This window comes from Sphaerisporangium sp. NPDC051017 (assembly GCF_040683095.1).
In the GTDB taxonomy this organism is placed as follows: Bacteria; Actinomycetota; Actinomycetes; order Streptosporangiales; family Streptosporangiaceae; genus Sphaerisporangium.
This window is the reverse complement of sequence record NZ_JBFBCI010000045.1, coordinates 1-23901: the sequence shown is the minus strand read 5'-3', so window position 1 is coordinate 23901 and position 23901 is coordinate 1. Positions and strand designations below refer to the sequence as shown.

The window sequence follows — 23901 nt, the reverse complement described above, 5'->3', positions numbered from 1 at the left end:
GCGTGACCGGTCGGGCTCCTCGTCGACTCTCGTAACCGGCTAAGACCAGGAAGCTTGGGCTTCTTGCCATCGGCACATTTCCGGGTTTTCTGGTAGGAAATATTGACTGTGTCGTGAAGTGGTGCAAACCTCCTTGCTGTGAGCAGCGCACCTCTGACGATCGTGGTGGTGGGAGCCGGGCCGGGCGGCACCGTCATGGTCGATCGCCTCATCGCCAACGCACCCCCAGGGCGCCGGCTGGAGATCCACGTGGTCGACCCGCAGCCCCCGGGCGGCGGGCGGACATGGCGACGCGAGCAGTCAGAGCTGATGTGGATGAACTCCCAGGCCGTGGACGTGAGCCTGTTCACCGACACGAGCGTGCAGATGGAAGGACCGATCCGCCCGGGCCCCGCCATCCACGAGTGGGCGGCCGAGCACGGCTACGACGTCACACCCGCCACGTTCCCGCCCCGGGTCATCCAGAACGCCTACCTGTCCTGGTGCTTCGAGTACATCGTGACGTCGGCGCCGCCGGAGGTCACCGTCCAGGTCCACCGGGCCACAGCCGAGGCGCTCACCGAGGCCGGTGGCCGTCAGCGGGTCTGGCTGGACGACGGGGGCGAGCCCCTCGACGCCGACGCCGTCCTGCTGGCCCAGGGCTACCTCGACGCGGCGCCCGGCGGCGTCCATCAGGAGCTGGCGGACTTCGCCGACGCGCACGGACTGGTGTACGTGCCGCCGAACTACGTCGCCGATCTCGACCTGGACATGATCCCGGCGGGCGAGCCGGTCATCCTGCGCGGCATGGGTCTGGCCTTCATCGACACGATGGTCCTGCTGGCGCAGGGGCGCGGCGGCCGGTTCGAGCCCCGGCCCGGCGGCGGATACGTGTACCACCCCTCCGGCGCGGAGCCGATCATGTACGCGGGCTCACGCCGGGGTATCCCGAACCACTCCAAGATCACCTATCCCGAGCTGGGCGCACCCCTGGCCGAGCCCCGCTACTTCGTGCCCGACGCGGTCACAGGGCTGCACGAACAGCACGGCCCGCTCGACCTGCCCCGGCATCTGTGGCCACTGATGGCCAAGGAGCTCGCTCACTTCTACTACCACGAGCTGTTCGCCGCCCACCCCGAGCGGGTCACGCTCCCCTGGGAGAAATTCCTCGACCGGTACGACCCGCTCGGCTGGGACGACGACGAGCGGATCACTCTGGTGGAGGAGGCCGTGCCGAGGCGCGAGGACCGGCTCGACCTGTCGTACCTGCTGTCACCACTGGAGGGGCTGCGCTTCGACGACGCCGAGGATCTTCAGCAGTGGCTCCGCGCGTACATCGTCGCCAACGTCGAACGGCACGCCGACCCCGCCCACAGCGCCGACCTGGGGCTCTACAAGGGGCTACTGGTGATGCTGGGCCTGATCCTGGACGTCGTGAACCGGGGCCTGCTGTCGGCGAGGTCCCAGGCCGAGGATCTCATGGAGTGGTTCCAGGGCGTCTTCAGCTACTACGCGTCCGGGCCTCCACCGCAGCGGCTCCTGGAGTTGGAAGCCCTGTCGCGGGCCGGGATCGTCCGGTTCCTCGGCGGCGGCGTCACCGTGACCGCCGATCCGGAGGCCGGACTGTTCCGCGCGTGCGGCACGCAGGTGCCCGGCCACGTCGAAGCGCGGGCGCTGATCGAGTCCCGGCTGCCCGCCGCGAGCATCACCCGGGTGCAGGATCCCCTGCTGCGCGGCCTGTACGACAGCGGCTCGATCACCGAGGGGGTGCTGACCGGCCCGGACGGCACGACCTACCGGCTCGGCCGGCTCCGGGTCCAGAACGGACGACTGGTGAACGCCGCAGGTACGGTCCACCCCCGCCGCTTCGCCCTCGGCCACTGGGTAGGCCAGGGCTTCACAATCGCCGGCTTCGCCCGCCCCCACGCCAACGCCTTCCCCTTCCGCATCGCCGACGCCCTAGCCCGCGACCTCCTGTCCGAAATCACCTGACCGTCCACCACAGCCCCCTCGACGCCGAACGCCGTCTTGTAGAACTCCACCGAGGGAATGACGGCGACCAAGGGTCATGCGGACCCTGATGCCCCTTTGTGGTACGCGCCACCAGGTCTCTCGACGTGGACGGCCCGGGGCGGTGCTCGGTTATGCAGCGCGATTCCCACCGCTCACCCCACGTCCAGACGGTCGGCGATCCGCCGTAAAACAGTCGCTACACGCGGTGACCTGTTCCGGGCTCGCGGCGTTGTGTCCTGGGCTGGTGGGTCGAGCACAGGCTTGGCCGCGATCGCCCTGTTGTACTCCTCATCGATAATCGCGTGGAACCGCCTCGCCTTACGTGTCTGCGAGGTCCTGATACGCGCCTCCCGCGCGTCTCTCCAGAAGATCCGCCCTGGCCTGGCGGAGAAGATGGCCGTCGCTCCATGACGAAGATGGGTCTCGGAAAATGTGCCGAGCTCGAACCTGGTCTGCCAGTAAGAGACGATGAGATTCGTGTACAGCTGCTGCCTGAGGGCGTTCTCATCCTTCTCCGCGCTGAACACTCCCCAGCATTCACGATAGAGGGGATCATCCAGGGCCATCGTCATCAGCTCATTGTGAGTCGTACGTGAGGCCTGTTCCCTGGCGAGCTTGGCGTCACGTGCCTGTAGCACCAGGGAAACGGTGATCGCTACCAGCGCGAAGACGGAGATCAGCGCGGCAGCCGCCCCATACGTCTGCCCTATCTCACTTCTGCGTGACCACCCGCCGCCATCGTCGAGCAGGTCGACCGCGAGTGGCGACAGCACAACAAGCCCTACTGCCAGCAGCACGAGCGCGACGGTCAAGAAGGTGGTGAGATGGCGTGCCGAATGTGAGCTTGTCAATGCTTTGAGCTTCGCGTGACGCTGAGGAATCTGGGCGGTCATACCGCCTTTCATACCCCTTGAGGTGCGGGACGCGGAAGGTCCGCGATCTTCCTGGGGAAGTATCGAAGGAGGTCCTCGCCCGCCTGCCAGTAGTCGATGATCTCGCGACGGCAGATGTCGATGAGGTCGACATCGGTGAACTTACGCGCGCCGGACAAAACGCCATTCGTGTACTGAATGTCGTACATAACGGGGGGTGTGGAGTGGTGTCCGAGTACTACGACCTCGGGCAGCGTGGCTCGCGTCTCCCGAGGTGTGGCGGCTTCTACGGGCAGGATCCGAATCTGCTCGCCCAGTTCGGCCCACGCCATGAGCAGGTGCAGTTCCCACTGAAGGTAGGGAGTCGGTGGTTCGCATACGAACCGGATGCGCCGTTGGACGATCCCACACCGGTCGAGCTCGCGCTGGTGCTCCATCCGGCCAGGGCGCATCTCGCCGGCAAGCCTCAACGACGTGTCCCAGTCGCCTTCGGCCATGGCCAGCCAGCTCGGGGTGGTGGGTTCCTTGAATGTGAGTTGCCGCTCCAGCTTCCAGGACATGTCGATCTTCCAGAAGTGATGCCGGAAGTCCTTTTTGTAGCTATCCAGGTCTAGAAACTGCGCGGGAATGTCGCCGAGCTGCTCAATCATCTGGAATGTCCGGTTTGGCGGCCTGGAGAAGGAATCGCGGGATCATCACGAGACGTTCGTCGGCGCGAATGGTCACATCGTCGGGGAGTCGTCCTGCATAGCTCGCTGTGACATCTCTCCCTACCACCGCGATGTCCCCGTTCTCCATCTCCCATATGTCGGGGCAGCCGTCCGTATTCGCAGTGCTCCCGAGCTCACGCATCGACTTTCCGAGTCTACGCAGAAACCCGGCCTCAGTCTCCGCTTCCCAAGGTGTGTCCACTGGCCTCACCTTCCAGGTACGAAAACCGTCTCGGAATCTCTCCCAGCGTCACACGACTGATGAAATATATCAATAAATTAGGCCGAAGGTTGATATATGTCGCATCCGAAAGCGCGTATTTCGCCATGGTCGCCGGGCTAAACCGCTACCCGACCCAGCCCGGGGGCTCACCCCTTCCGCATCGCCGACGCCCTGGCCCGCGACCTCCTGACCGAAATCACCTGACCGGCGGGTGCGGAGTCCCCTCTGTGACCGTTCTCACCGTGGTGAGAAACGGTCAGGGAAGCGCGACGAACCGGCCGAGGAACCGCCGCGCCGAGGCGGAGTCCAGCCTGCGGTCCACGTTGGTCGCCCGGCACGCGGAGTCACCGGTGATCGTCGTGGCCACGAGGAGGTCCGAGTCGGGACCGCCCAGGAAGTCGGGGCCTCCGGAGTCTCCATGGCAAGTACCACCGTCACCAGTCGACGGGTTCTGCGACAGTGTGAGCCATACCTTTTCGAGGCTTTGGAAGGACCCGGACGTCTGGTTGCGCGTGTCGGTGTAGAGGTAGGTCTCGCCATCGGGTCCGTCGGTGGGGGCCGGCGATCCGTACCCGACCGGGGTGAACGTGGCCGTCGCCAGCGTGTGGTCGTCCTTGAGCCGGTCGAGCAGGTTCGCGGTGGGCAGTCTCGCCGGCGTGATGTTCGGAATCGCCTTGGTGAAGACGACCACCGCCATGTCGTGCGGGTCGGAATGGCGACCACCATAGCTCGGGTCCGCGATGTAGCGACCGCTGTAGACCGTGTCACCATCCCGGTAGTGGGTTGAGAACGAAACCCGGGCGGTCGTCTGGCCCGGCTTGCCGCAGTGGGCGGCCGTGAGGAAGACGGTCGGCGAGATGAGCGTGCCACTGCAGTAGGCCCATGTGCCGTCAGTGAACATGTGATCGGCGATCAGGGCCCCCACCTGCGGGTGCTTGTTCCCGTCGGGGGTGCCGTCGGTGATGGCGCCTGCGGGGGAGACGCCACCGGCGACCACCACAACGACGAGCGCCACTGCCAGGAGGGAAGTTCGCATTCGCATGGAACACGATAATAGGTAAAAAACCACCCCAAAACGGACGGCTGAGGCGGTTCGAGGGTAAAGAACTAGGCTGCCGAACCGGCCGAGCGGAGTCCGCGGGCGCGGGCAGCTGATCGGGCGGGTGCCCTTGGGTCGGCGGCCTCCACCGCAGCGAGCCCGGCATCCAAGAGCGCGAGGTCGCCGACCAGGTGTTCACCAGCACATCGAGCCGCCAGGCGTCCAGGCGGTCGCCCTCGGCGGCATAGGGAATCGTCCGCAGATCGGCCGGCGCCGGATTGCGGCCGGCCCGGCATCGGCGAGCCGCCGAGGTCATCGCTTCTGCAGATCCAGATCCTGCAAGAGATCGACGATTGTGGTCAAAGGGTATGCGCCGCCGATGAACCTAGACGCATCCGAACCGGCGAACGTGATACCGAGCATGACATCTGTCATCGGGGAGGGGTGAACGGCGCATCGGAACCGGTGTGCTGTGGCACTACAGCGACGAGTTGTGCCATCGAAGACTCTGTACATGAGACGACGAACCCTCCTCGCCGCCACCGCGGTGGCCCTGCCCGTTACGCTGCTCGGCTTCCGCCCCGCCCAGGCCGCCGCCCCGCGACTGGACCCGCGGACGGGCGTGCCGCTGGACACCCGCGCCCAGGCGTTGATGGCCCGGCAGGCCCTCGCCGGGGCCTCCGGACCGGCGCTGAAGTCCGCGACGGTCGCCGGGTCGACCCGGCTGCGGCTGCCCGCGCCGACCGGCCGGCACCGCATCGGCACCGTGTCCCTGCACCTCGTCGACCGGTCCCGGCCCGACCCCTGGGTGCCGTCCGTCCCGGTCCGCGAGCTGATGGTGCAGGTCTGGTACCCGGCCCGGGACGTGCGCCACCACCCGCGCGCCCCGTGGGTGTCGCCGGCCCTCGCCGCACTGCTCGCCCCGCCCGGCTCCGACATCGAACTGCCCACCACGCACGGGCACACCGGCGCGCCCGCGCTGCCGGGCCGCCGGCCCGTAGTGCTCTACTCGCCCGGCTTCGGCGTCGAACGCACCGCCGCCACCGCGCTCGTCGAGGAGCTCGTCAGCCACGGGTACGTCGTCGTCACCATCGACCACACGCACGACTCGCCGCTGGTCGAGTTCCCCGACGGGCGGGTCGCCCTGAACGCCGTGCCACCGCCGACGGGCGACCCCGCCGACGAGGAGCGGCTCATCACGAAAGCGTTCGCCGCGCGGGTGGCCGACACCCGGTTCGTCCTGGAGGCCGTGACCGTCCTCGCCTGCGGCGGCAACCCCGACAAGGGGCGCCGGCCGCTGCCGAGCGGGCTGCGTGACGCCTTCGACCTGCGCCAGGTCGGGATGCTCGGGCACTCCCTCGGCGGCGCCACCGCAGCCGAGATGATGTACCTCGACCGCCGGGTGGTCGCCGGCGGCAACGTCGACGGCACCGCCCTCGGCCGGGTCCTGGAAGGTCCGGGCGGCGGACTGAACCGGCCGTTCCTGCTGCTGAGCTCCGACGGGCACGGCCGCGACACCGACGAGTCGTGGGCGCGGCTGTGGGCCGGGCTGCGGGGGCCCCGCCACGAGCTGCAGCTGCTGCGCTCCGGGCACATGTCCTTCACCGACTACCAGGTGCTCCTGCCGCAGGCCGGGGTCCCGGCGGCGGACCTCGAGCCCGGGTTCGGCACGATCGACGGCGAACGTTCGGTGCGGGTGCAGCTGGTGTACCAGTTGGCGTTCGTCGACCGGTACCTGCGCGGACACCGCGAACCGCTGCTCGACGGGCCGTCGGCCCGCTACCCGGAGATGCGGTTCCTGCCGTGACCGCCGTCGTGGAAGCCGTCGCGTTGCAACGCCGCTACGGTGCCTTCACCGCCGTCCGGGACGTCTCGTTCAGCATGCGGAAAGGGGAGCTCTTCGCGCTGCTGGGGACGAACGGGGCCGGCAAGACGTCGACGCTGGAGCTGGTCGCCGGGCTCGGCCGGCCGGGCGGCGGCACCGTGCGGGTCCTCGGCCACGACCCGGTCCGCGAACGGGCCGTCGTGCGTCCCCGGACGGGGGTGATGCTGCAGGAGGGCGGGTTCCCGCTGGACCTCACCCCGGTCGAGGCGCTGCGGATGTGGGCCGGGACGCTGCCGGCGCCCCGCCCGGTCGCCGAGGCCCTCACCCTCGTCGGGCTCGACCACCGGGCCACGGTCCGGGTCCGGCAGCTCTCCGGCGGTGAACGGCGCCGCCTCGACCTCGCCGCCGCCGTCCTCGGCCGCCCCGACCTGCTCATCCTCGACGAACCGACGACCGGCCTGGACCCGCAGAGCCGCCACGACGCCTGGTCGCTGCTGCGCGGTCTGCTCGCCGACGGGGTCTCGATCCTGCTCAGCACCCACTACCTGGAGGAGGCGCAGGAACTCGCCGACCGGCTCGCCATCATGCACCGCGGCGTGATCGTGACCGCCGGCACCGTCGCCGACGTCGTCAGCGCCTACCCGGCGCGGATCGCGTTCGACCTGCCGGCCGGGCTGGACCTCACCGACCTGCCCGACCTGCCGGGGACCCGCGGGGTCGACGGCGGCCGGGTGACCGTACACACACCGCAGTTGCAACCGGCGCTCACCGCGCTGCTGGCCTGGGCCGACCGGCACACCGTCGAACTGGCCCGCCTCGACGCGAGGTCGGCGTCGCTGGAAGAGGCATTCCTGTCGATCGCCGAGGAGGGCGCATGAGAAGGCTGCTGTCGATCGGCCGGGCGGAGCTGCTGCTGCTCGGCCGCAACCGGACCGCCCTGTTCAACGCGGTGCTCGTGCCGGTGGCGATCATCGGCCTGCTCGCCGCGGGCCGGAACCGGTCCGACCCCACCGGTGGCGCCGAGCTGATGACCGGACTGCTCGGGTTCGTGCTCGTCGGGGTCCTGTACTACACGCTGGTCAGCACCTACGTCGCCCGCCGGGAGGAGCTCGTGCTCAAATGGCTGAGGACCGGCTCGTTGACCGACACGGAGATCCTCATCGGGACCGCCGGGCCGACCGTCACGGTCGCGCTCGGGCAGATGCTGCTGTTCGTCACCGCCGGCGCCGTCGTCCTCGGCCTGCGACTGCCCGTCAACGCGCTCGTGCTGCTGGTCGGGGTGCTCGCCGGGACCGCCGTGTTCGTGCTGCTCGCCGCGGCGAGCTCCGCGTTCACCCGGACCGTCGAGCTGGCGCAGGTCACCACCCTGCCGGTGCTCATGGTGTGTATGGCCGGGGCCGCCTTCCCCCTGGACACCCTGCCGGCGCCGGTGGCGGAGGCGCTACGGTGGCTGCCACTGGCCCCCACACTGGACCTCGTGCGGCTCGGCTGGCTCGGCACCACCGGGCCGGGGCCCGCACACGACTTCGTCGGGGTGCTCGGTGCGGCGGCCGCCCCGGCGGGGCTGCTCGCCGTGTGGATGGTCCTCGGCTGGCTCGCGGTGCGCCGCTGGTTCAGCTGGGAACCGCGTCGTTGACGTCTTCGGAGGGGGACCGGTGATCGGTTGGTGGCGGCGGCAGAGCCAGGCCACCCGGTTCGAGTGGTACGTGCGGGGGTCGTTCTACACCCAGGTGGCGCTGTCCCCGTTGTTCCTCGGCGGGCTCGTCCAGCTCGAGGTCGCCCCCGGGCACCGGTTCGTCCTCATCGCCCTGCTCGTGCTGCACACCGCGGTCTGCCTCGTGCTCGTCCACCACGGCATCGGGGCGTACCAGGGGTCCCGGCCCCGCCCCACCGGCCTCATCCTCGTCGGCGGCGGGTTGACCGCCGTCGGCCTGGTCGCCGGGTACCTCGCCTACCCGGAGCCGACCCCCGGCCACCCGGACGGCCCGGCGGCGGGCCTGCTGCTGGTCGTCAGCGTCACGTACGTGTCGGCGCTCGCCGCCGCGGCGCGCCCCCGCACGTCGATCGCCGTCGCCGTGGCCTGCTGCGGCGTCGGCGTGCTCCACGACCGCACCGGCGGGACCGCGATCGCCCTCGGCTCACTGCTCATCGGGGTCGTCCTGGCGTACCGGGTGTCACTGTGGATGCTCGTCGTGGTCCGCGAACTGGACCGGGCCCGGCACGTCCAGGCCGGGCTCGCCGTCGCCGAGGAACGCCTCCGGTTCGCCCGGGACATGCACGACGTCGTCGGCCGTACCCTGTCCGTGGTGGCGTTGAAAGCGGAACTGGCCGCGCAGCTCGCCCGCCGGGGCCGCGCCGAGGCGGTCGACGAGATGCTGGAGGTGCGGCGGATCGCCCAGGACTCGCTGACCGAGATGCGCGCCGTCGTCCTCGGCTACCGCGCCGCCGACCTCGACGTCGAACTGGCCGGGGCGCGGGCGCTGCTCGCCTCCGCCGGGATCGAGTGCCGCGTCATCGGCGACGGCAGCGGCCTGCCGGCCTCCCTGCAGGGCGCCCTCGGCTGGGTGGTCCGCGAGGGCACGACCAACATGCTGCGGCACAGCGAGGCCCGCACCTGCACCGTCACCATCGACGCGTCGCCCGCCGCGGTGACGGTGACGATGTGCAACGACGGTGTCCCTTCAGGTGCCCCGCCCCGGTTCGGCAGCGGCCTGATCGGCCTGAAGGAACGGATCGCGGACCTCGGCGGGACGGTGACCGTCGAACGCCTCACCCCGGACCGGTTCCAGCTGTCGGTCCACCTGCCCGCCGCGCCTGTCCTTGGTGAAGGGGCGGTGCCGGCATGATCCGCGTCCTGCTCGCCGATGACGAGCATCTCATCCGCGGGGCGATGGCGGCGCTGCTCGGCCTCGAGGAAGACCTGCAGGTGGTGGGGCAGGCCGCGACCGGCGCGGAGGCCCTCAACCTCGCCCGGGCCCTGCGCCCGGACGTCGCCGTCCTCGACCTGCAACTGCCAGACCTCGACGGGGTCGCGGTCGCCACCGCCCTGCACGCCGAACTGCCCACCTGCCGCACGATGATCGTCACCAGCCACGGGCTGCCTGGACACCTCAAACGGGCCCTCACCGGCGGGGTGCGCGGGTTCCTCGCCAAGACCGTCTCGGCCGACATCCTCGCGACCGTGGTGCGCACCGTGCACGCCGGCGGCCGGTACGTCGACCCGCAGCTCGCCGCCGAGGCCATCAGCGCCGGCGAAAGCCCACTGACCGCCCGGGAGGCCGACGTTCTGGCACTCGCCGCGACCGGCGCGCCGGTGGAGGAGATCGCCCGCCGGGCCGCCCTGTCACCGGGCACGGTCCGCAACTACCTGTCGTCCGCAGTCGGCAAGACCGGTGCCGCCAACCGCCACGAAGCCGCCCGCCTGGCCCGCACCCGCGGCTGGATCTAGCCGGTGGACTCCGTCCTCCCAGTGGACCTAGGAGCTCCGGAAGTGACAGCCGCACGCGCTTAGGTGCCGTGGCGGCATCCTCGGTCAGACATCTCGGCCGACGATCCGGACGCCAACGGCCTCCGGCGCGGGGAGCAGGCAGCGGACCTGCTTGCCGATCGGGGTGAGCGCGACGTCCCACCCGGGCGCGAGCGCGTCCAGCAGCCAGAGCCCACGCCCCGACTCCGCCTGGTCGTCATCGGCCGCGATCCCCGTCCGCCTGGGCAGCCGGTACGGATCCGGATCGTGAACTCTGACCCAGACGCCCCGCCGATCCGACTCGATCTCCACAACAACCGGCACCCAGTGCCCACAAGCCCGAACCGCATTTCCGACCAGCTCCGACGCCACCAACCGCGCCGACTCGACCATCTCACGGTCGACCCCCGCAGCGGTCAGCACACTCTGCGTCACCTCCCGCACGGCACGTAGGTTCTCCTCGCTCACATTCATATGAACGACGAACCCCTCCGGCCGCGTCGTCATGTAGAACCCGAGCCCGGCGTCTACGCGGTCTTCTCCCATGGGGGCCTCCTCTTGAGGGCGGGGATGCAGCTGCGAGCGATGTCACTATTTGTGCTGTTCTGGTGCCCCAGAGTGATTGCTGCTGGTGATGGCAGCATGGAGGTTGGCACCGAAGCTCGCAACCTTGTCACCTAAATTCGAACGGCGACTTTGATGATCCGCCGGTCCCGTCACTCGACGTGATGGAACACTGCGCCTATGCCGAACGAGCGCCCCGTCCCCACCGTTCGCCGACGTCGGCTCGGTGAGTCCCTGCGGCGCTTCCGCAATGCCGCGGGGCTGACCCTGGACGCTGCTGCCGAGGCAGTCGGATGGAAGGCTCCGAAGCTGTCGCGCATCGAGAACGCCAATGCCCACATCCGCCCGGCCGAAGTGGCCGCCTTGCTCAAGATCTATGGTGTGCACGACCCCGAGATCGTGGCCGCGTTGGAGAACCTCGCCAGGGACGCGAGCAAGAAGGGCTGGTGGCAGACTTACAGCGGTCTCGTCGCACCGGCGTACGCCGACTACATCTCCCTGGAATCCGACGCCGACAGCATCCGGGTCTTCGCCCCGCTGCTCGTCCCTGGCCTACTGCAGACGGCGGCCTACGCGCGCGAGACCATCGCCGGCATCACGATGACCCGCACTACTGAAGAGATCGCAGCCCTCGCAGAAATACGCCTGGCACGCCAGGCTGTCCTCACCCGGCCAAGCGGCCCGTTGAAAGTCTGGGCGATCATCTCCGAAGCCGTCCTCCACCAACGCTTCGCGGTCAGACCAGAGACGATGCGCGACCAACTCCGCAGACTCCGCGAACTCGCCGACCTGCCCACCATCACCGTCCAGATCATGCCCCTGGACGCCACCCCACACCCAGGCTCCGCAGGCGGCTTCAGCCTCGTCGGCTTCCCCAACGCCATGCCCGACGTAGTCCTCCTGGAAAACCTGATCGGCGCCACCTACGTCGAAGGCGTCGCGGAGGTACGCACCTTTGCTGATGCCTTCGACAGGATTGTCGCCGCCGCCTTGCCGGTGGAAGACTCCACGGCACTGATAGCCCGCCTGGAGAAGGGCAGCAAGCCGTGACCAACCAGAACACCGACCTCTACGCCTACGACCTCTCCATCGCGAGGTGGCGCAAGTCCTCCGCCAGCGCTGCCGAAAACGACTGCGTAGAAGTCGCCACCCTCCCCAACGGCGCCAAGGCCATCCGCGACTCCAAGTGCCCCGACCGCGCTTTTCTCTGCCTCAGTGCTTCTCAGTGGGCCGCTTTCATCCATGGTTTGGCAGCAGGAGAGATGTAACGTTCGGTTCATCGCCTTGGGCAGTTGGAAACCCAGCCGAAGCACTTAACGATCCCCGGTGGGGAGCCCCGCTCTGGCTCGGCTCACTGTGAATTCCACCGGGGATCAGCGTCAACGCCCGGGCGTCACCACCTTGAGTGTGAACGTTGCGACGACCAACGGCCGCCATCGAGGGATGGAACCGGCGGAGCTAGTGGAAGAAGCCGATCTGCGGGTCGTCGGGAGTACCGACCAGCATGGCACGGTCGAGGAAGGTGTTATTCGCTTCGCAACTGACCTCAGGCAGGAGTACACAGGCATAGCAGGCCGCCAGATTGAGACTGTCGGCACCGCTGGCCTCCGATTCCATACATGGAGGGTCTTGAGAGCACCAGGAGATGCGGTCCATTGCGGATCTGAGTGAGTTACGCAGCTTGTGTAGTTCGCCTTGGCTTACGACTCCTCCCAGACTCCCGGCGGAATCACTGGTAGCGGTGTAGATGAGGACACCGGCCATGTCATCCGAACAGTAGATGCGCTCTCGAAGAGCGGCGGCCGGATAGCCACTGTCCAGGCTCCATTCATTTATCAGCGCGTGCGAGAGCGTATGCAAGAGGATGTAACGAGGCGTTATCGGGGAGTCGGTGTCGACGGTGGCATGCCGTCTCTGCGAAAGCTGCGCCCGTCTCAGCAATACTGCACGGTGGTTGTCGCGAATGCGGTTCGCGCGGGCCGATGGGCCATCGGCACCCTCCCATTCACGCAGCCTGCCGGCTTCGATCGTCAGGAACACACCTTCCCCCATGACCTCGATGGCCGGAAGCCAGTCCATCGCCCGCTTGGATAAGGGGGCAGGCCGAGAGGCGGAGAGGGCAGGATCAGGCACCTCGACTCGGGTGAAGGCTTCAAGCACTCGCACTTCACGGAGCCGCTTGACCAGCATGACCTTGCCGAGACCTGGGGGGATCGGGTCGGACGCGTCCGTCTGCGCGGACTCGCATTCGAAGTCGTCGTCACGCGACACCTCGGCCGTCCCGTTCAGTAGCTCTCTGTACTCCTTTTGCCGTAGGCGGCTGGAGGCGTCGAGTCGTGTCGCCTCCTCTTCTCGATTCTCCTCCCTCAGCTGGCGATGTTCAGAAAGGACACCCAAAACTTGGTCCTTGGTGAACGGGTACCCCTTGATGATCGCGCCGATGACGGCGTCGAGCACCACTTCGTTCTGTGCATGCTGGAGCAGTTGCTCCAGATGCTTGACGACGAACTTGTGGAGCGCTTGAGACCACGGCGGTATGGAGAGAGATGAGCGCTGAACGGGAAACCATGCCGCCGACGACCCTCGTTGGAGTGCTCGCGGCGTTTCCGAACACGCCTCATCATCACCGTCACGTCCCAACCACGGGCGTCTGCCTCTGCAACGAAAACCGATGGACTCAAGGGCTCCTCCGCCGAGCGCGCCTTCCATCGAGACCGGTCTCACGCCGCAGGAGCATTTGATGAGAATCGACCGGAGGGAGGCGGTCCCGCCTGTGTTGTGCAGAGTCAAATCATGACGTTCACCTCGGTCACCGGTCGAGTCGCCTGACTTGTTGTGCAACCATTCCCAGTACGGAAAGTCGTCGAGGTGTCCGTTGACACAGGCTGTGACGAAGCGAGACGGGGTCAGTGGCCTGTCGCAGGCGCCGCAACGGCTCTTTCCTCTCGGTGAGCCGAATCTAGAAAAGGGCTGCAGTGCCTTGCACTCCGGACAGGAGTACATTTCCGGGAACAGTCGGACTCTGACCCCGTCGCCTGCGGGAGGGCTCGCCGCGGGAGGGAGTCGAAACTCGTTCACGGAAAGCCAGTGCTGAAGATTCGGTTCGTGGATGACAGGAGCCAGGTCGGCTTTCCAGGTGTCGAGTCCACTGATGATGAACGACTGGTCGCCGATCGCGACCAGCGAGCCGACACCATAGGTCGTGATCATCTGTGTGCGCCGTACGGCCCCTTGGGGCGTACGGGTCCGCTCCGTGATCTCCCGACGACCCGGCGTCGGACGCCTGTTGGAACCGATACGCGGAACCATGTCACCTCTCCAGATACAGGTCGGACTCGACGTCTACATCGCGGAGACTCCACAGGGTCGTGAGGCCGTCCTCGAGATCTTCATCAGAGTAAGAACGGAGAAGGGCCGCGTCCCGCTCTCTCGGTTCACTGCGTTTGTACGTGTACGGAGCCTCGTAGACCAGCTCGGAGTTCGATTCGGCGAGATCACGCCAGTGGTCGATGATGATTTCAAGGTCTCGGCGGGTGGCATCGAGTTCCTCCGGTGCCACCTCTTTGACTCTGAAAAGGATCACATCGCAGAGATCCTGTAGCTTGTCGAGGAACTGCTCCACGTTTGCTGCGGCCTTGTTGGGCCGTGCCTCCTCCCGGGTCAACCGCGCGAGGCCGATCAGTACGGCGTGCAGACCACGATCGCGTGCGCGGGCGGAGAACGGCGTCACGCTCGTGGACTCCACCTGTCGGTACAGGGCGGAGTGGTACGAGAGAAAGTTCTCGTAATGCGACCTGTCACGGGAGCGTGCCGCGTTGAGCAACGTCACAACCAGGCCCGGATGCCGTCTGCCTACACGGCTTGTGGCCTGGATGTATTCGGCGGTGGTCTGGGGCTGGCCCATGACGGTCATCAGGCCGAGGCGATCGACGTCCACACCGACCGAGATCATATTCGTCGCGAGGACGGTGTCGAAGGGCTCGTTCGGAAGTGCCAGTTCCAGACTCTTCAAACGTGTCGGAATCTCGCTCGACTTCACTCGACTCGTGAGCTCCGTTTGTAGGTCCGCCGGGCGCGTGTGAACGCCGGCCCGTTCGGCGAGTAACTGCAGTCGATCCTGGACGTCGTCATTGACCTGTAGTTCGGCGGCGGCGAGGAGTCGCAGACTGTTGAAGTACCCGATGAGGGTCCAGTAGGCGTCCCGCACGGCGTACTCGCCTCTGACCTGTCCGGCGTGATGGAGCAGGGCGGCGTATGCACGAACCAGCAGAGTCGCCTGACTCGTGCTCGGTGTCATGAGCCCTACGTACAGGCGCGAGCCCTTTCTGTCGGCCGGCGCCTCGACCGCGAACCAGGAATCTCGAGAGTCCAGCCCCGCGGGCGGGAACTGACTGACCTCTCGGTCGAACAGTGCCTTTCCCTGCTGTCCGGCTCGTCGGATCGTGGCGGTCGAGGCGAGGATCTTCGGCTGGGCGGCGGCCACGTCGATCGCGGTCTCATAGAGGCCTGTGAGTGTTCCCAGCGGTCCTGAGATCAGATGTAACTCGTCCTGCACGATCAGTTCCGGTGGCGGTGTTCCGTCCGGACGGTCGAGGTTGAAGAGTGCGGCGACTTCAGCACGCCACGCGATCTGGGCGAACTTGTCGACGGTCGCGATGACGAGCGTGGGACGTGCCTTGTAGATCGCCTCGTCGACGACATGTACGGGCAAGCCCGAATGGAAAGCGCAGTCTTCCGCGGGACACGTGATGCTCATCGTGGCGAGATCGTCGGCGACCTCGTAGTCCTCCTCGCTCATCTCGGTGCCGCACCAGGGACAAGTACGCAGTTGTACCGGATTCTCCTCAAGTAGTTCTGCGCCGTCCCGAAGTGCCGCGATGCTGGCGGCGGCCGCCTTCAGAGTGTTCGGGGTGGCCGCCTTGCCGACCCACATCCCCAGTGAGATCTCCTCGGCACCGAGCCGGACCTCGTCGTCACGGCGCATCGTCTCCATCGCGCAGATGAGAGTTGCGGCTCGTTCGAACTGTTGCAAGGTGAGGAGACGCAACGTGTAGCGCATCAGCGCCGTCACTCCACCGCCGCGTACACCTCCGCGGATACGACGAAGGAATACCGTGTACGCGATGAGGCCGAGATATGCCTCGGTCTTGCCGCCACCGGTCGGGAACCACAGCAGGTCTGCGATCGGACGATCAGGATGGTCGTGGTCGGTGATGCTCTCCAGACAGATGAGCAGGAAGGCGATCTGGAAGGGACGCCAACGCCCGGTGAGTTCTACGTCGCCCTTCCGTCGAGCCTTGATCCAGGAGCTTCGTCCTCGCTGGAGTGCCATGGCTTGATTGGCGAGGCGAAACGCGGTCATCGCTTCGGGCGTCTGGCCGAGTAGGGCGATGCCGCCGGCCATGCGGTCGGCGATGAGTCGGCATTGGTCGATCTGCTGCCGCGCGACCTCCTTGTATTCGGTGTCTCGCAGTTCGTCCGCTTCCATGGAGCGGTCGGCGATCCAGGCGCGGTAGCCCGAAAGCAGGCCATGCAATGCGCTGACCACCTCGGTGTCCGGTGCATTGGCGAGGTGAAGCATGTCAAGGGTCGGAATGTCGAACTCGGGGTTCGAGTCGGCGAGTAGGACGTCATGAGTCGGAACGAACGACGACCAGACCGCCGAGACGGCGGCAGCGGTGGCCTTTTCTCGAACCGCGCCACGTACGGGTGGTGGTGTCCACTGCCATGCGGCGGCACAACCGTGCCCGACCGCGAAGGTAGGGGCATGACGGTGCAGTAGTTTGTTGACCAGGACCTCGTTCTCGCTGGACCCTACCGGCACCGGGCGTTCTACCAGAGGGACGGTTCCTTCCGGCCCTTCGACTTGAAGTACAGGCTGAAAGAAGCAGTGCGTATCCTGCAGGGCGCCCCTAGCGAGTTCATGCACGTTGACCAAGGTGGCGGTGATCGCGACGGCGCCGTTTGTCGGCCTACGAATCCGCAACCTCAGTTCCAATCCAGGCGCCATCGTCTCTGTGCGCTGTCCGGGTTCGGTCACATCGACACGGACGGGTGGGATCTCCAGCGGCTTACGACGCCATCGAGCCTTCAGCTTTTCGGTGGACCGGCGTTCTGCCCGATGGGCCTTCACGACGTTGCTGGCATGGTCGATGGGCTCGTATATCGCCGCGGAGGGGTTGATCAACACCGTTGTGGAACGACCGGGATCGACCGCGAATGTGAGACCCATCGACGAGGGGGCTTGGACGTTCGCAAGCGAGACGCCGGTGTCGGGCACTTCCTCGACGGCAAGTCGGGCGGGCGCCAGATCGGCATCCTTTTCCCTCTGCTCCTCCTGGGATTCATCTTTGTCTCTACGGCGGGGGAACAAAATTCCAGCGGCATACGTGGTGATCGGGGGATCCAAGACGATCTCATTCTCCCCGCCGGCCGGTCCGAGGAGATCCTCCCGGAGCCGTTCGACCAGCTCGGCCCGGAATCGGTAATGCTCGGCGTGATCAGGCACGGTCGCCCTCCTTGGCCGAAGCCTCGTCATAGGTGAATCTGCCGAGCCCGAACAGACGCGGAGCCGCCCACACGCCATGTGATCCCAGTCCGGACAGGGAGCCGGCCGAGACACTTCCGGCCACCGTTTCGATCGTGTCGATGGCGAGGCCACTGATCGTTCTGGGCCATGAAGACGGGGCGTGGTTTCTGAAGATTCGCATGTAGTCGTAGAGGTCCCTTGAGAAGGATTCAGAGGTGATACCTATGGGACACCCGTTGTCCTTGAGTGTGACCGTGTACCTTGGACTCCGATCCGCGTCCGCCGGTTCACCGTCGATGCGCCCAAGCATCACTTCGTCACCGGATCGCACCTTGTCAAGGAGCAGATCCTGGAGGTCAAGCGCCGTGTGCTCGTACCGCACGCCGGGAAGGTCGCCGGGCGAGCCGGGAGGTTCCACCGTATCGACATCACCAGCGATCAATTCCACGCCGAGCCGCAGGCTCTTCTTGCCCATGTGATAAACACCCCAGCGCTCCTGTCGACCGACTTTCCTGACGTACGACGGCACTGTTCGGGGAGAGTTCAGATGCATCAATTCCTGTCGTGCTCGCGTGAGCGCCACATACAGAGTGCGGGCCTCCTCACCGATATCGACAGATCTGCCGCCCTCCTCCCGTAAAGGTCCGGGATCGACGACGATGACCCGGTCGAACTCCAACCCCTTGGCCCTGTGCACCGACGACACGATCAGTTGTGCGGTGGGCTGGGCCGTGAGTTCGTCGGGAAGTCCGCCGTTGATGATGGCCGTGCGCAACCGCGCCAGATCGAGTGCTCGCCCTCGCCCCCGTCCGGTGCGCAGGAGCATGTTCCAAAGCCGAGAATGGTCCGCTTCATCGAGCATGGCCTGGTCCCCGACCACCTCCAGAAACCGCGACTGCGACAACATCGAGCCGTCGATCGCGCGGAACAGCAAGGACAGCCATGCCGGCACCACTCGATCACGTGCCGAGCGCTGTAAACGGTGATCGACTCCGCCCGCACGGAGCTGCCCGGACACCAGCAAGGCCTGACCGTTCGTACGACACAAGATCGCTGTCGTTCCTTCGTGGTCTCGAAGACTCTCGTGAACGAACGGGTCCTCGAGATCGCCCATCAGGAGGGTTTCCTGGAGAGAGTTCCGCAATGCTCGGTACAACTTTTCGGCGGATCTCGCGGTACCCGCCTGAAGTGCCGGACCGAACGCGAGCGCGATCTCGGCCTCTTCGGTTCGGGCCCGGAAGTTGCGAGTGAGCCGGAGCTCGACCAGTTCGTCTCCGAAGCGGCTTCTCAGCCAGTCGAAGAAGCGGCCATTCTCTCCCGTGCGCTCCGCCTCGGGCACCTGGAATCCATAGATCGCCTGCGCCGGATCGCCTACGACGGTGAAGCCGCAGTTCTGGGTATCCAGCAGGGTCTCCACCAGGTCCCGTCGGCTGCCGACGAGGTCTTGGACCTCATCGATGACGACGTGGCGAAGGTCGTCGTACAGCTCGTCGAGGCCGTATCTCTCGATGACGTCGGCCGCCGCCTCGATGCGCTCGTCAAAAGCGCGTGATCTCCAATCACCCTCGGGGTCCATCTCCAAAAGGAGTTCCAACGCCCAGGAGTCGAACGTCTGGACACGAACATGCCGAGAGGCTTCACCGTGACGTGCGAGCCGCTCTTTCAGCTCACGTACGGCCGCCCGGGAGAAACTGAGTACCAGTAGATCTCCTGCGCTCAGCTGGTCCCGTTCCACGAGGGTGTCGAGGCGTCTCACCAAAGTGTAGGTCTTGCCCGCACCGGCTCCGGCGATGACGAGGGCCCGGGCGTCGTCGGGTAGCCGAACGACCTCTTTTTGTTCGGCGGTGAGTTCCGGGGTGTCTTCGAAGGGGCCGGTCATTTCTTGCTCCAGAGGTGTTCGAACCGGGTGAAGGCGAGTGCCTCACCGAAGTTCGTGATGTTGTCCTGCACGTCGAGGATGAGGCACACCTCGTTGCCGCCGTTCTTAGGTCCCCGCAGCCCACGGCCGATCATCTGCTGATAGACGTTGGGACTGTAGGTGGGACGGGCGACCACGACCGCGCGCGTGGCCGGGGCGTCGAAACCCTGCGCGAGCACACCGAAGTTCGCGATGACACGGATCCTCCGATTGCGGAAGTCCTCGATGATGCGTGCTCTCTCCGAGGCGGGTGTCGCGGATTCGATGACACGAGAGGAAATTCCACGGCCGTTGAGCCGGGCCACCAGCAATTGAGCATGATTCACCGAGGCCGCGAACAACAGCACCGGCCAGCTGGAATCCAGCGCGGCGATCTCCTTGATCAGCATGTCGTTGCGTTCCTCGTCGGCCGCCAATCGTGCCTCGGCGCTGGTCGGAAGCCCCCGGAAATCGGCCTTTTTGAGCTCTTCGGGCGTGAGGCTGATCGTCGCGCCGACCAGTGGCCGATGTTCCGCGCGTGCCAGGACGCCCTGTCGCTGCAAGATCTCGTATGGATCGCCGTCGAAGACGCCCTCATCGAGCCGGGTGGACCCGAAACGGTCGATGAGCAGACGGGTCTGCTCTTCGTTCGTGCTGCGGAACGGGGTCGCCGTGAGGCCGATGAGCGGCCGTTCCGTCTTGGTGAAGGTGAGTCCAAGATGCCGGAAGATCTCGGTGTAGGTGGGTGCCAAGGCGGAGTGCGCCTCGTCCACGATCACCACTGCGGCTTGCCGGAGCCATTCGTACTCATCGTCCCGCAGACGATTCTTGAGCGAGTCGTCGATGGCGACCACCAGGTGCGCGTTCGCGGTCACGGCTGTGGCGGAGTTGCCGTCCCACAACCGACTGATCGTCAAGCGCTCCTTCGGCGGCCCGACCTTGGACCAGAGGAAACGCCAGCTTTGAACGGCCTGCTCGCACAGTTCGCGGGACTGCGCGATCCACAGCACCGGTCCCATGACACTGTGCGCCTTGATCGCGTTGATCACCGCCTCGACGGCGACCCGGGTCTTGCCGGCGCCCGTGGGCAGCGTCAGCATCGCCCGGCCGGGTCGCGCACGATCCAGCAGACGGAACATGTTGTCGGCCAGTTGCCTTTGGTAGGGGTGTAGGGCCGGGAGGTCGATGGGCCCATCAACGATCTCTTCCGCGGGTAGAGGGATGGCCTTCGTCCCCGCGTAGCTCTCGGGAAGTCCCAGGTCGCTGGTGAAACGACGTGCCGTACCGTCGCCTCTGAAACTGGTGGGGGCCTCAGGTAGGCGGGCCGCCAGATCCTTCCCGTGATGGCTCAGAATGGCCTCGCCGTGGGCATGTATCGCTAGTTTCGCTATCCGCTGTGCATCCGGAACGCGCCCCATCTCGGCCTGATCGCTCTCCAGCAACCCCTGGGGAAGTCCTCGCCGGAGAGCCTCCTCGCCCACGAGGAAAAGAATCTTCTCTGCGGGGTCGACCGCCTCGCGCGCGCGACGCACATGCTCGTCGTTTCGTTGCTGCTCTCGATACTTGAGGATCGAACGACATCCGGCCTCGCCGAGTCCCAGCCGCAGTGTCCGATCGATCGCGGCGAGCGCGGCGAAATCGTCTTCGGGCCGGAGGACGAGCACGTTCCTCTCATGGAGGGTTTCCGCGAGTGCCTGTGTCCGCATCCCGCTCGGTGTTCTGATGATCTCGTCCAACTCGCTGCAGCGGACAAGCGACCAACCGTTCACCTGTGGACGGCGGTTCACTTTGAGGTGCGGGAACTCGTCGATGAGCAGAACAGGCTCGGCCTGCGCCACATACCGGATCTCCTTCTCGACCACCTCGGAGAATCGCAGCATGCCCCAGGTCTCGATCATCGCCTCGGCGGCTTCGACGGAGGGGACGAGCAGCGCAGGGATCTGTTCGCGGATCAGCGTGTCATATTCGTCCCGGTCGGCGGTCACCGCGATCTCGTTGTCGGGACGATCGGTCGCCCACTTGTCGCCGACACGGGATCGCGTCACGGCGCTCTCCGGCCAGGCCGCCTTCGCCTCGAACAGCAGTGCGTACACCTTGCCGGCGAACTCGTGCACGTCGCTCTCAGCGGCCGTGGAAACGGCCCTGTCCCAGATCGGCTGTGGGACATCGCTCAGTGCGGATGGCAACCTGAGCGCGACCGCCACTGTGTCGGAGACCCGGGCCACGGGGAGGAGGTCGCGGTACGTGGCGAGTTGGGGGCCAACGCATGACCTAATCGGTAGCAGCCCTTGTGATGTGGAGAGATAGCCGTATTTCCGGGCTATCCACACGAGGGGGGACACCACCCTGGTCCGGGTGGCGGCCTGACTGCCGTGCTGGAGATGCCAGCTCGTGACGATGGCATGCTCGGGAAGCGCTTCGAGAAAAGCGGCTCGCCCCTCCTCGCTGAGCTCAGGCAGGAAGTGCAACGGGCCGGGAACGTGCGCGCCGTCCACGCGGATGCTCTTCAGCTGCGGAGTGGGTGAAGTGCTGGGCAGCGTCTTGACGTACCCCTTCCAGACCGCCTCGACGTACTGCTCGAACCACCACTCCTTGCGAGGATCCTGATCCGGTACTGGCCGGTCGACCAGGCCGAGCCCTTTCAACAAAGAAAGATCGTCGGCATGGAAGGCCAGGTCGAGGGCGAGGCTGGCGTCGCGTGCCCCGTCCCTGGGGACCACAGGGCCAGGGAGCAGGCAGTGCCATAGCGACTTCCACCCGCCGGACATCACACGGACCCTGATGACCCGTGCGGCGTCCAAGCCGCTCGCCTCAAGGGTCGCGAGCACTCGCGTGGGGCCCGCCTGTCGTGCGAGCTGCCAGAAGTCGCCCCACTGGGCATCGCTATATCCGTCGAATCCCTGATCGACGATGGCCGCGAAGCGACCTGCCGCGTCCGCCTCCTGGATTCCCAGCGACTCCAGTGCCCGCACGGCCTCCTGGTCCAGGAGCAGGTCGGGATGAACGTAGACCATCGTGTCCTGCAGGTTGTCGGCCCCGCTTCGCCGGAAGACCTTCCCGCGCACCGGAGGGACGAGCTCGCCGCTCTCCGTCAGCAGGATCCGAGCCCTGAGTGCCTCGCCCGCCATGGGATGGTCGGACTGCCGCATGTCGGCGACGATGCGGATGGCACGCGCGGAGGCTTCCGCCGAGCGGTCCGAGACAAGAGCCAGCAGCCACTCCTGGACGGTGGCCGGCCGACCGCCTGACTGTTCGATGATCCTCTCCGCCCGGGCGCGACGCTCGCGCTTCTCGACGGAATGGTGGCACCAGTCGTAGGGCCGCTTCGGGTAGCCCTGCCAAAGATCACGCCAGTGCTCCTGCAGGCCGGCTGGGTGCAGCTTCATCGCCTGCGGGTGTCGAAGCCGACCGGTCTGGTCTGGAAGGGACGGTTTGCGCGCGGCCACGGCCCAGATGGCGTCGGTGAGGCTCTTGTCCGCCCACTGGGGGGCCTCACGTCCGCGGCCGGGGAGAAGATCAATGTAGGAGGCGGGATCGTCCTGGTCTGTGAGGTGAGGCAGCGAGTCGACGACCAACTCCGCGGCCACCCTGATCAGCTCGTCGTTGAACTCATTGCGATCGAACAGGTTCTGCCGATCTTCTGAGGTCTTCCAGGGGGCGTTGAGTATGCCCCGGAGCGTCGTCGCGTAGTTCGTGGGGAAGTACGCCCAGAAGATGCCGCGGTCGCGCGCTCGGGAGGGCACCGCCCACGCGATGTCGATCTCTGGTCGATCGTGCAGCTCCCCGGCCGCGCGCAAGGCGGTCGTGCTGGGACGGTGTGTTCTCCTGAATACGCGCCAGTGATGATCGAGGCTCGCTCCGTCCGGACGTACCTCTTCAAGGGTGTGGTCGATGCCTTCGACTCGCTGGAAGATCTGACGCACCACCGGTCGTCCCGAACGTCGATCTTCCAGCGTGACAGTGTCCACGTGCGAGGAGAACAGCGAGAACTCGACAGGGAACTTGGCAAGGTCGACGCCGAGCCTTCCGACGCTGTCCGGTCGAAGAGGGAGGCGGACCACCGTGGTCGCCCACGTCATGAGTTCGTCCAGCACAGGATCGGACGCACGGGCCGTCTTCGGGTCCAGGACCCGAGCCATGCGGAGGACCGGGGTCTCGTCCGCTGTGGAGTGCACCGACTTGATCTGTGCGGCCGACCACGTCCGGTCAAAGCCGAAGCCGATCTCCACACCTTCGTCCTTGCTGAAGAACTCAGGGGAGTCGGAGATGCTGAGAACCGATTTGACGCCGACGCCGAACCGACCGATCTGGCCGCCACGTTTCCGGGAGACGCTCATCCGAAGAATGGTGTCGGCGCCGGCGGCCGTGACCGAGGCACCCTCGTTCGCGCAGTACAGATGAGTCGATGTCAGGACGACACGGACCTCACCTGGAGCGTCGCGCATCTCGTCGGCGCCGTTCTGGACGAGTTCGTACACCTGGCGATCACCGTAACCGCCCTGTGTGATCCGCCGCTCGCTGTTGGCATGCTCCTGGACGAGTCCCGGATCGACCTCGTACGTCCTGAGAACTCTGCGCGATTGCTCGGTCACGACCTGGAGAACGGAGCTTCCGCCGATGGTCTCGGCCACGATGGATCGTCAACTCCTTCGAGTACTTCTTATGGGATCCGAGACCACCCGTCGTCGGCCGGCCGAGCCCCGCGCCCGCGCGTGGGTGTTGTCGACCAGGTTTTATAGGTTTTTGGTGATGTGGTGGTAGGGGGGCAGCGCAAGGTCGTGGGG

17 protein-coding genes are annotated in these 23901 nt (G+C 66.4%); 8 read left to right on the top strand and 9 right to left on the bottom strand.

What is annotated here, in order from left to right; translation table 11 throughout:
* Positions 1-138 precede the first annotated feature (138 nt).
* A complete protein-coding gene (locus AB0M95_RS28975) occupies positions 139-1971 on the top strand; it encodes an FAD/NAD(P)-binding protein (protein WP_363771089.1) in 1833 nt (610 codons plus the stop codon).
* Between the two features lie 173 nt (positions 1972-2144).
* Here the strand turns inward: AB0M95_RS28975 and AB0M95_RS28970 are convergent, their stop codons facing one another.
* The 4 genes from AB0M95_RS28970 to AB0M95_RS28955 all read right to left on the bottom strand — a co-directional run bounded on the left by AB0M95_RS28970 (position 2145) and on the right by AB0M95_RS28955 (position 4839).
* Complete coding sequence (locus AB0M95_RS28970; RefSeq protein WP_363771087.1) at positions 2145-2885, bottom strand: DUF6082 family protein; 741 nt, start codon at positions 2883-2885, stop codon at positions 2145-2147.
* Positions 2886-2893: 8 nt separating this feature from the next.
* Positions 2894-3514 carry a DUF6879 family protein gene (locus tag AB0M95_RS28965; RefSeq protein WP_363771085.1) on the bottom strand — a complete coding sequence of 207 codons (621 nt, stop codon included), beginning with the start codon at positions 3512-3514 and terminating at the stop codon, positions 2894-2896.
* A complete protein-coding gene (locus tag AB0M95_RS28960; protein ID WP_363771082.1) occupies positions 3507-3776 on the bottom strand; it encodes a hypothetical protein in 270 nt (89 codons plus the stop codon). Before AB0M95_RS28960 ends, AB0M95_RS28965 begins: the two co-directional genes overlap by 8 nt.
* Positions 3777-4053: 277 nt before the next feature.
* Positions 4054-4839 carry a trypsin-like serine protease gene (locus AB0M95_RS28955; RefSeq protein WP_363771080.1) on the bottom strand — a complete coding sequence of 262 codons (786 nt, stop codon included), beginning with the start codon at positions 4837-4839 and terminating at the stop codon, positions 4054-4056.
* Between the two features lie 511 nt (positions 4840-5350).
* Here AB0M95_RS28955 and AB0M95_RS28950 point away from each other — a divergent pair.
* From AB0M95_RS28950 to AB0M95_RS28930, 5 genes are read left to right on the top strand one after another with little or no spacing between them, the layout of a single operon-like run.
* The gene (locus AB0M95_RS28950; protein ID WP_363771077.1) at positions 5351-6643 is read left to right on the top strand and encodes a lipase; all 1293 of its coding nucleotides are present in this window, start codon (positions 5351-5353) and stop codon (positions 6641-6643) included.
* Positions 6640-7539, top strand: coding sequence for an ABC transporter ATP-binding protein (locus tag AB0M95_RS28945; protein ID WP_363771074.1), 900 nt, complete (start codon positions 6640-6642; stop codon positions 7537-7539). The genes AB0M95_RS28950 and AB0M95_RS28945 overlap by 4 nt, the downstream gene beginning before the upstream one ends.
* Complete coding sequence (locus AB0M95_RS28940) at positions 7536-8297, top strand: ABC transporter permease (protein WP_363771071.1); 762 nt, start codon at positions 7536-7538, stop codon at positions 8295-8297. The genes AB0M95_RS28945 and AB0M95_RS28940 overlap by 4 nt, the downstream gene beginning before the upstream one ends.
* 19 nt (positions 8298-8316) lie before the next feature.
* Positions 8317-9507 carry a histidine kinase gene (locus AB0M95_RS28935; protein WP_363771068.1) on the top strand — a complete coding sequence of 397 codons (1191 nt, stop codon included), beginning with the start codon at positions 8317-8319 and terminating at the stop codon, positions 9505-9507.
* Positions 9504-10109, top strand: coding sequence for a response regulator transcription factor (locus AB0M95_RS28930; RefSeq protein WP_363771066.1), 606 nt, complete (start codon positions 9504-9506; stop codon positions 10107-10109). Before AB0M95_RS28935 ends, AB0M95_RS28930 begins: the two co-directional genes overlap by 4 nt.
* Before the next feature lie 84 nt (positions 10110-10193).
* On the opposite strand, the gene AB0M95_RS28925 is transcribed toward AB0M95_RS28930, so the two are convergent.
* On the bottom strand, positions 10194-10673 hold the full coding sequence (locus AB0M95_RS28925) for an ATP-binding protein (RefSeq protein WP_363771063.1): 480 nt from the start codon (positions 10671-10673) through the stop codon (positions 10194-10196).
* A 198-nt stretch (positions 10674-10871) separates the two neighbouring features.
* Between AB0M95_RS28925 and AB0M95_RS28920 the strand changes: the two genes are divergently transcribed.
* Together AB0M95_RS28920 and AB0M95_RS28915 are read left to right on the top strand one after the other, a co-directional pair.
* On the top strand, positions 10872-11741 hold the full coding sequence (locus tag AB0M95_RS28920) for a helix-turn-helix transcriptional regulator (protein ID WP_363771060.1): 870 nt from the start codon (positions 10872-10874) through the stop codon (positions 11739-11741).
* Positions 11738-11959: a DUF397 domain-containing protein gene (locus AB0M95_RS28915; protein WP_363771057.1), complete on the top strand. Its 222-nt coding sequence runs from the start codon at positions 11738-11740 to the stop codon at positions 11957-11959. The genes AB0M95_RS28920 and AB0M95_RS28915 overlap by 4 nt, the downstream gene beginning before the upstream one ends.
* 190 nt (positions 11960-12149) lie before the next feature.
* Here the strand turns inward: AB0M95_RS28915 and AB0M95_RS28910 are convergent, their stop codons facing one another.
* Genes AB0M95_RS28910 through AB0M95_RS28895 form a run of 4 tightly spaced genes read right to left on the bottom strand, consistent with a single transcriptional unit; the run spans position 12150 to position 23454 of the window.
* Complete coding sequence (locus AB0M95_RS28910; protein WP_363771197.1) at positions 12150-13949, bottom strand: DUF1998 domain-containing protein; 1800 nt, start codon at positions 13947-13949, stop codon at positions 12150-12152.
* Between the two features lie 52 nt (positions 13950-14001).
* On the bottom strand, positions 14002-17199 hold the full coding sequence (locus AB0M95_RS28905) for a helicase-related protein (protein WP_363771054.1): 3198 nt from the start codon (positions 17197-17199) through the stop codon (positions 14002-14004).
* Positions 17192-19099: an ATP-dependent helicase gene (locus AB0M95_RS28900; RefSeq protein ID WP_363771051.1), complete on the bottom strand. Its 1908-nt coding sequence runs from the start codon at positions 19097-19099 to the stop codon at positions 17192-17194. The genes AB0M95_RS28905 and AB0M95_RS28900 overlap by 8 nt, the downstream gene beginning before the upstream one ends.
* Positions 19096-23454, bottom strand: a complete 4359-nt coding sequence (locus AB0M95_RS28895; RefSeq protein WP_363771048.1) for a DEAD/DEAH box helicase — start codon at positions 23452-23454, stop codon at positions 19096-19098. Before AB0M95_RS28895 ends, AB0M95_RS28900 begins: the two co-directional genes overlap by 4 nt.
* Between the last annotated feature and the right edge of the window lie 447 nt (positions 23455-23901).

What these genes read in the sequence shown, in the direction of transcription:
- AB0M95_RS28970 (WP_363771087.1), bottom strand. Translation starts at nt 2,885, where the DNA reads ATGACCGCCCAGATTCCTCAGCGTCACGCGAAGCTCAAAGCATTGACA.
- AB0M95_RS28965 (WP_363771085.1), bottom strand. Translation starts at nt 3,514, where the DNA reads ATGATTGAGCAGCTCGGCGACATTCCCGCGCAGTTTCTAGACCTGGAT.
- AB0M95_RS28955 (WP_363771080.1), bottom strand. Translation starts at nt 4,839, where the DNA reads ATGCGAATGCGAACTTCCCTCCTGGCAGTGGCGCTCGTCGTTGTGGTG.
- AB0M95_RS28950 (WP_363771077.1), top strand. Translation starts at nt 5,351, where the DNA reads ATGAGACGACGAACCCTCCTCGCCGCCACCGCGGTGGCCCTGCCCGTT.
- AB0M95_RS28940 (WP_363771071.1), top strand. Translation starts at nt 7,536, where the DNA reads ATGAGAAGGCTGCTGTCGATCGGCCGGGCGGAGCTGCTGCTGCTCGGC.
- AB0M95_RS28930 (WP_363771066.1), top strand. Translation starts at nt 9,504, where the DNA reads ATGATCCGCGTCCTGCTCGCCGATGACGAGCATCTCATCCGCGGGGCG.
- AB0M95_RS28925 (WP_363771063.1), bottom strand. Translation starts at nt 10,673, where the DNA reads ATGGGAGAAGACCGCGTAGACGCCGGGCTCGGGTTCTACATGACGACG.
- AB0M95_RS28920 (WP_363771060.1), top strand. Translation starts at nt 10,872, where the DNA reads ATGCCGAACGAGCGCCCCGTCCCCACCGTTCGCCGACGTCGGCTCGGT.
- AB0M95_RS28900 (WP_363771051.1), bottom strand. Translation starts at nt 19,099, where the DNA reads ATGACCGGCCCCTTCGAAGACACCCCGGAACTCACCGCCGAACAAAAA.
- AB0M95_RS28895 (WP_363771048.1), bottom strand. Translation starts at nt 23,454, where the DNA reads ATGAGCGTCTCCCGGAAACGTGGCGGCCAGATCGGTCGGTTCGGCGTC.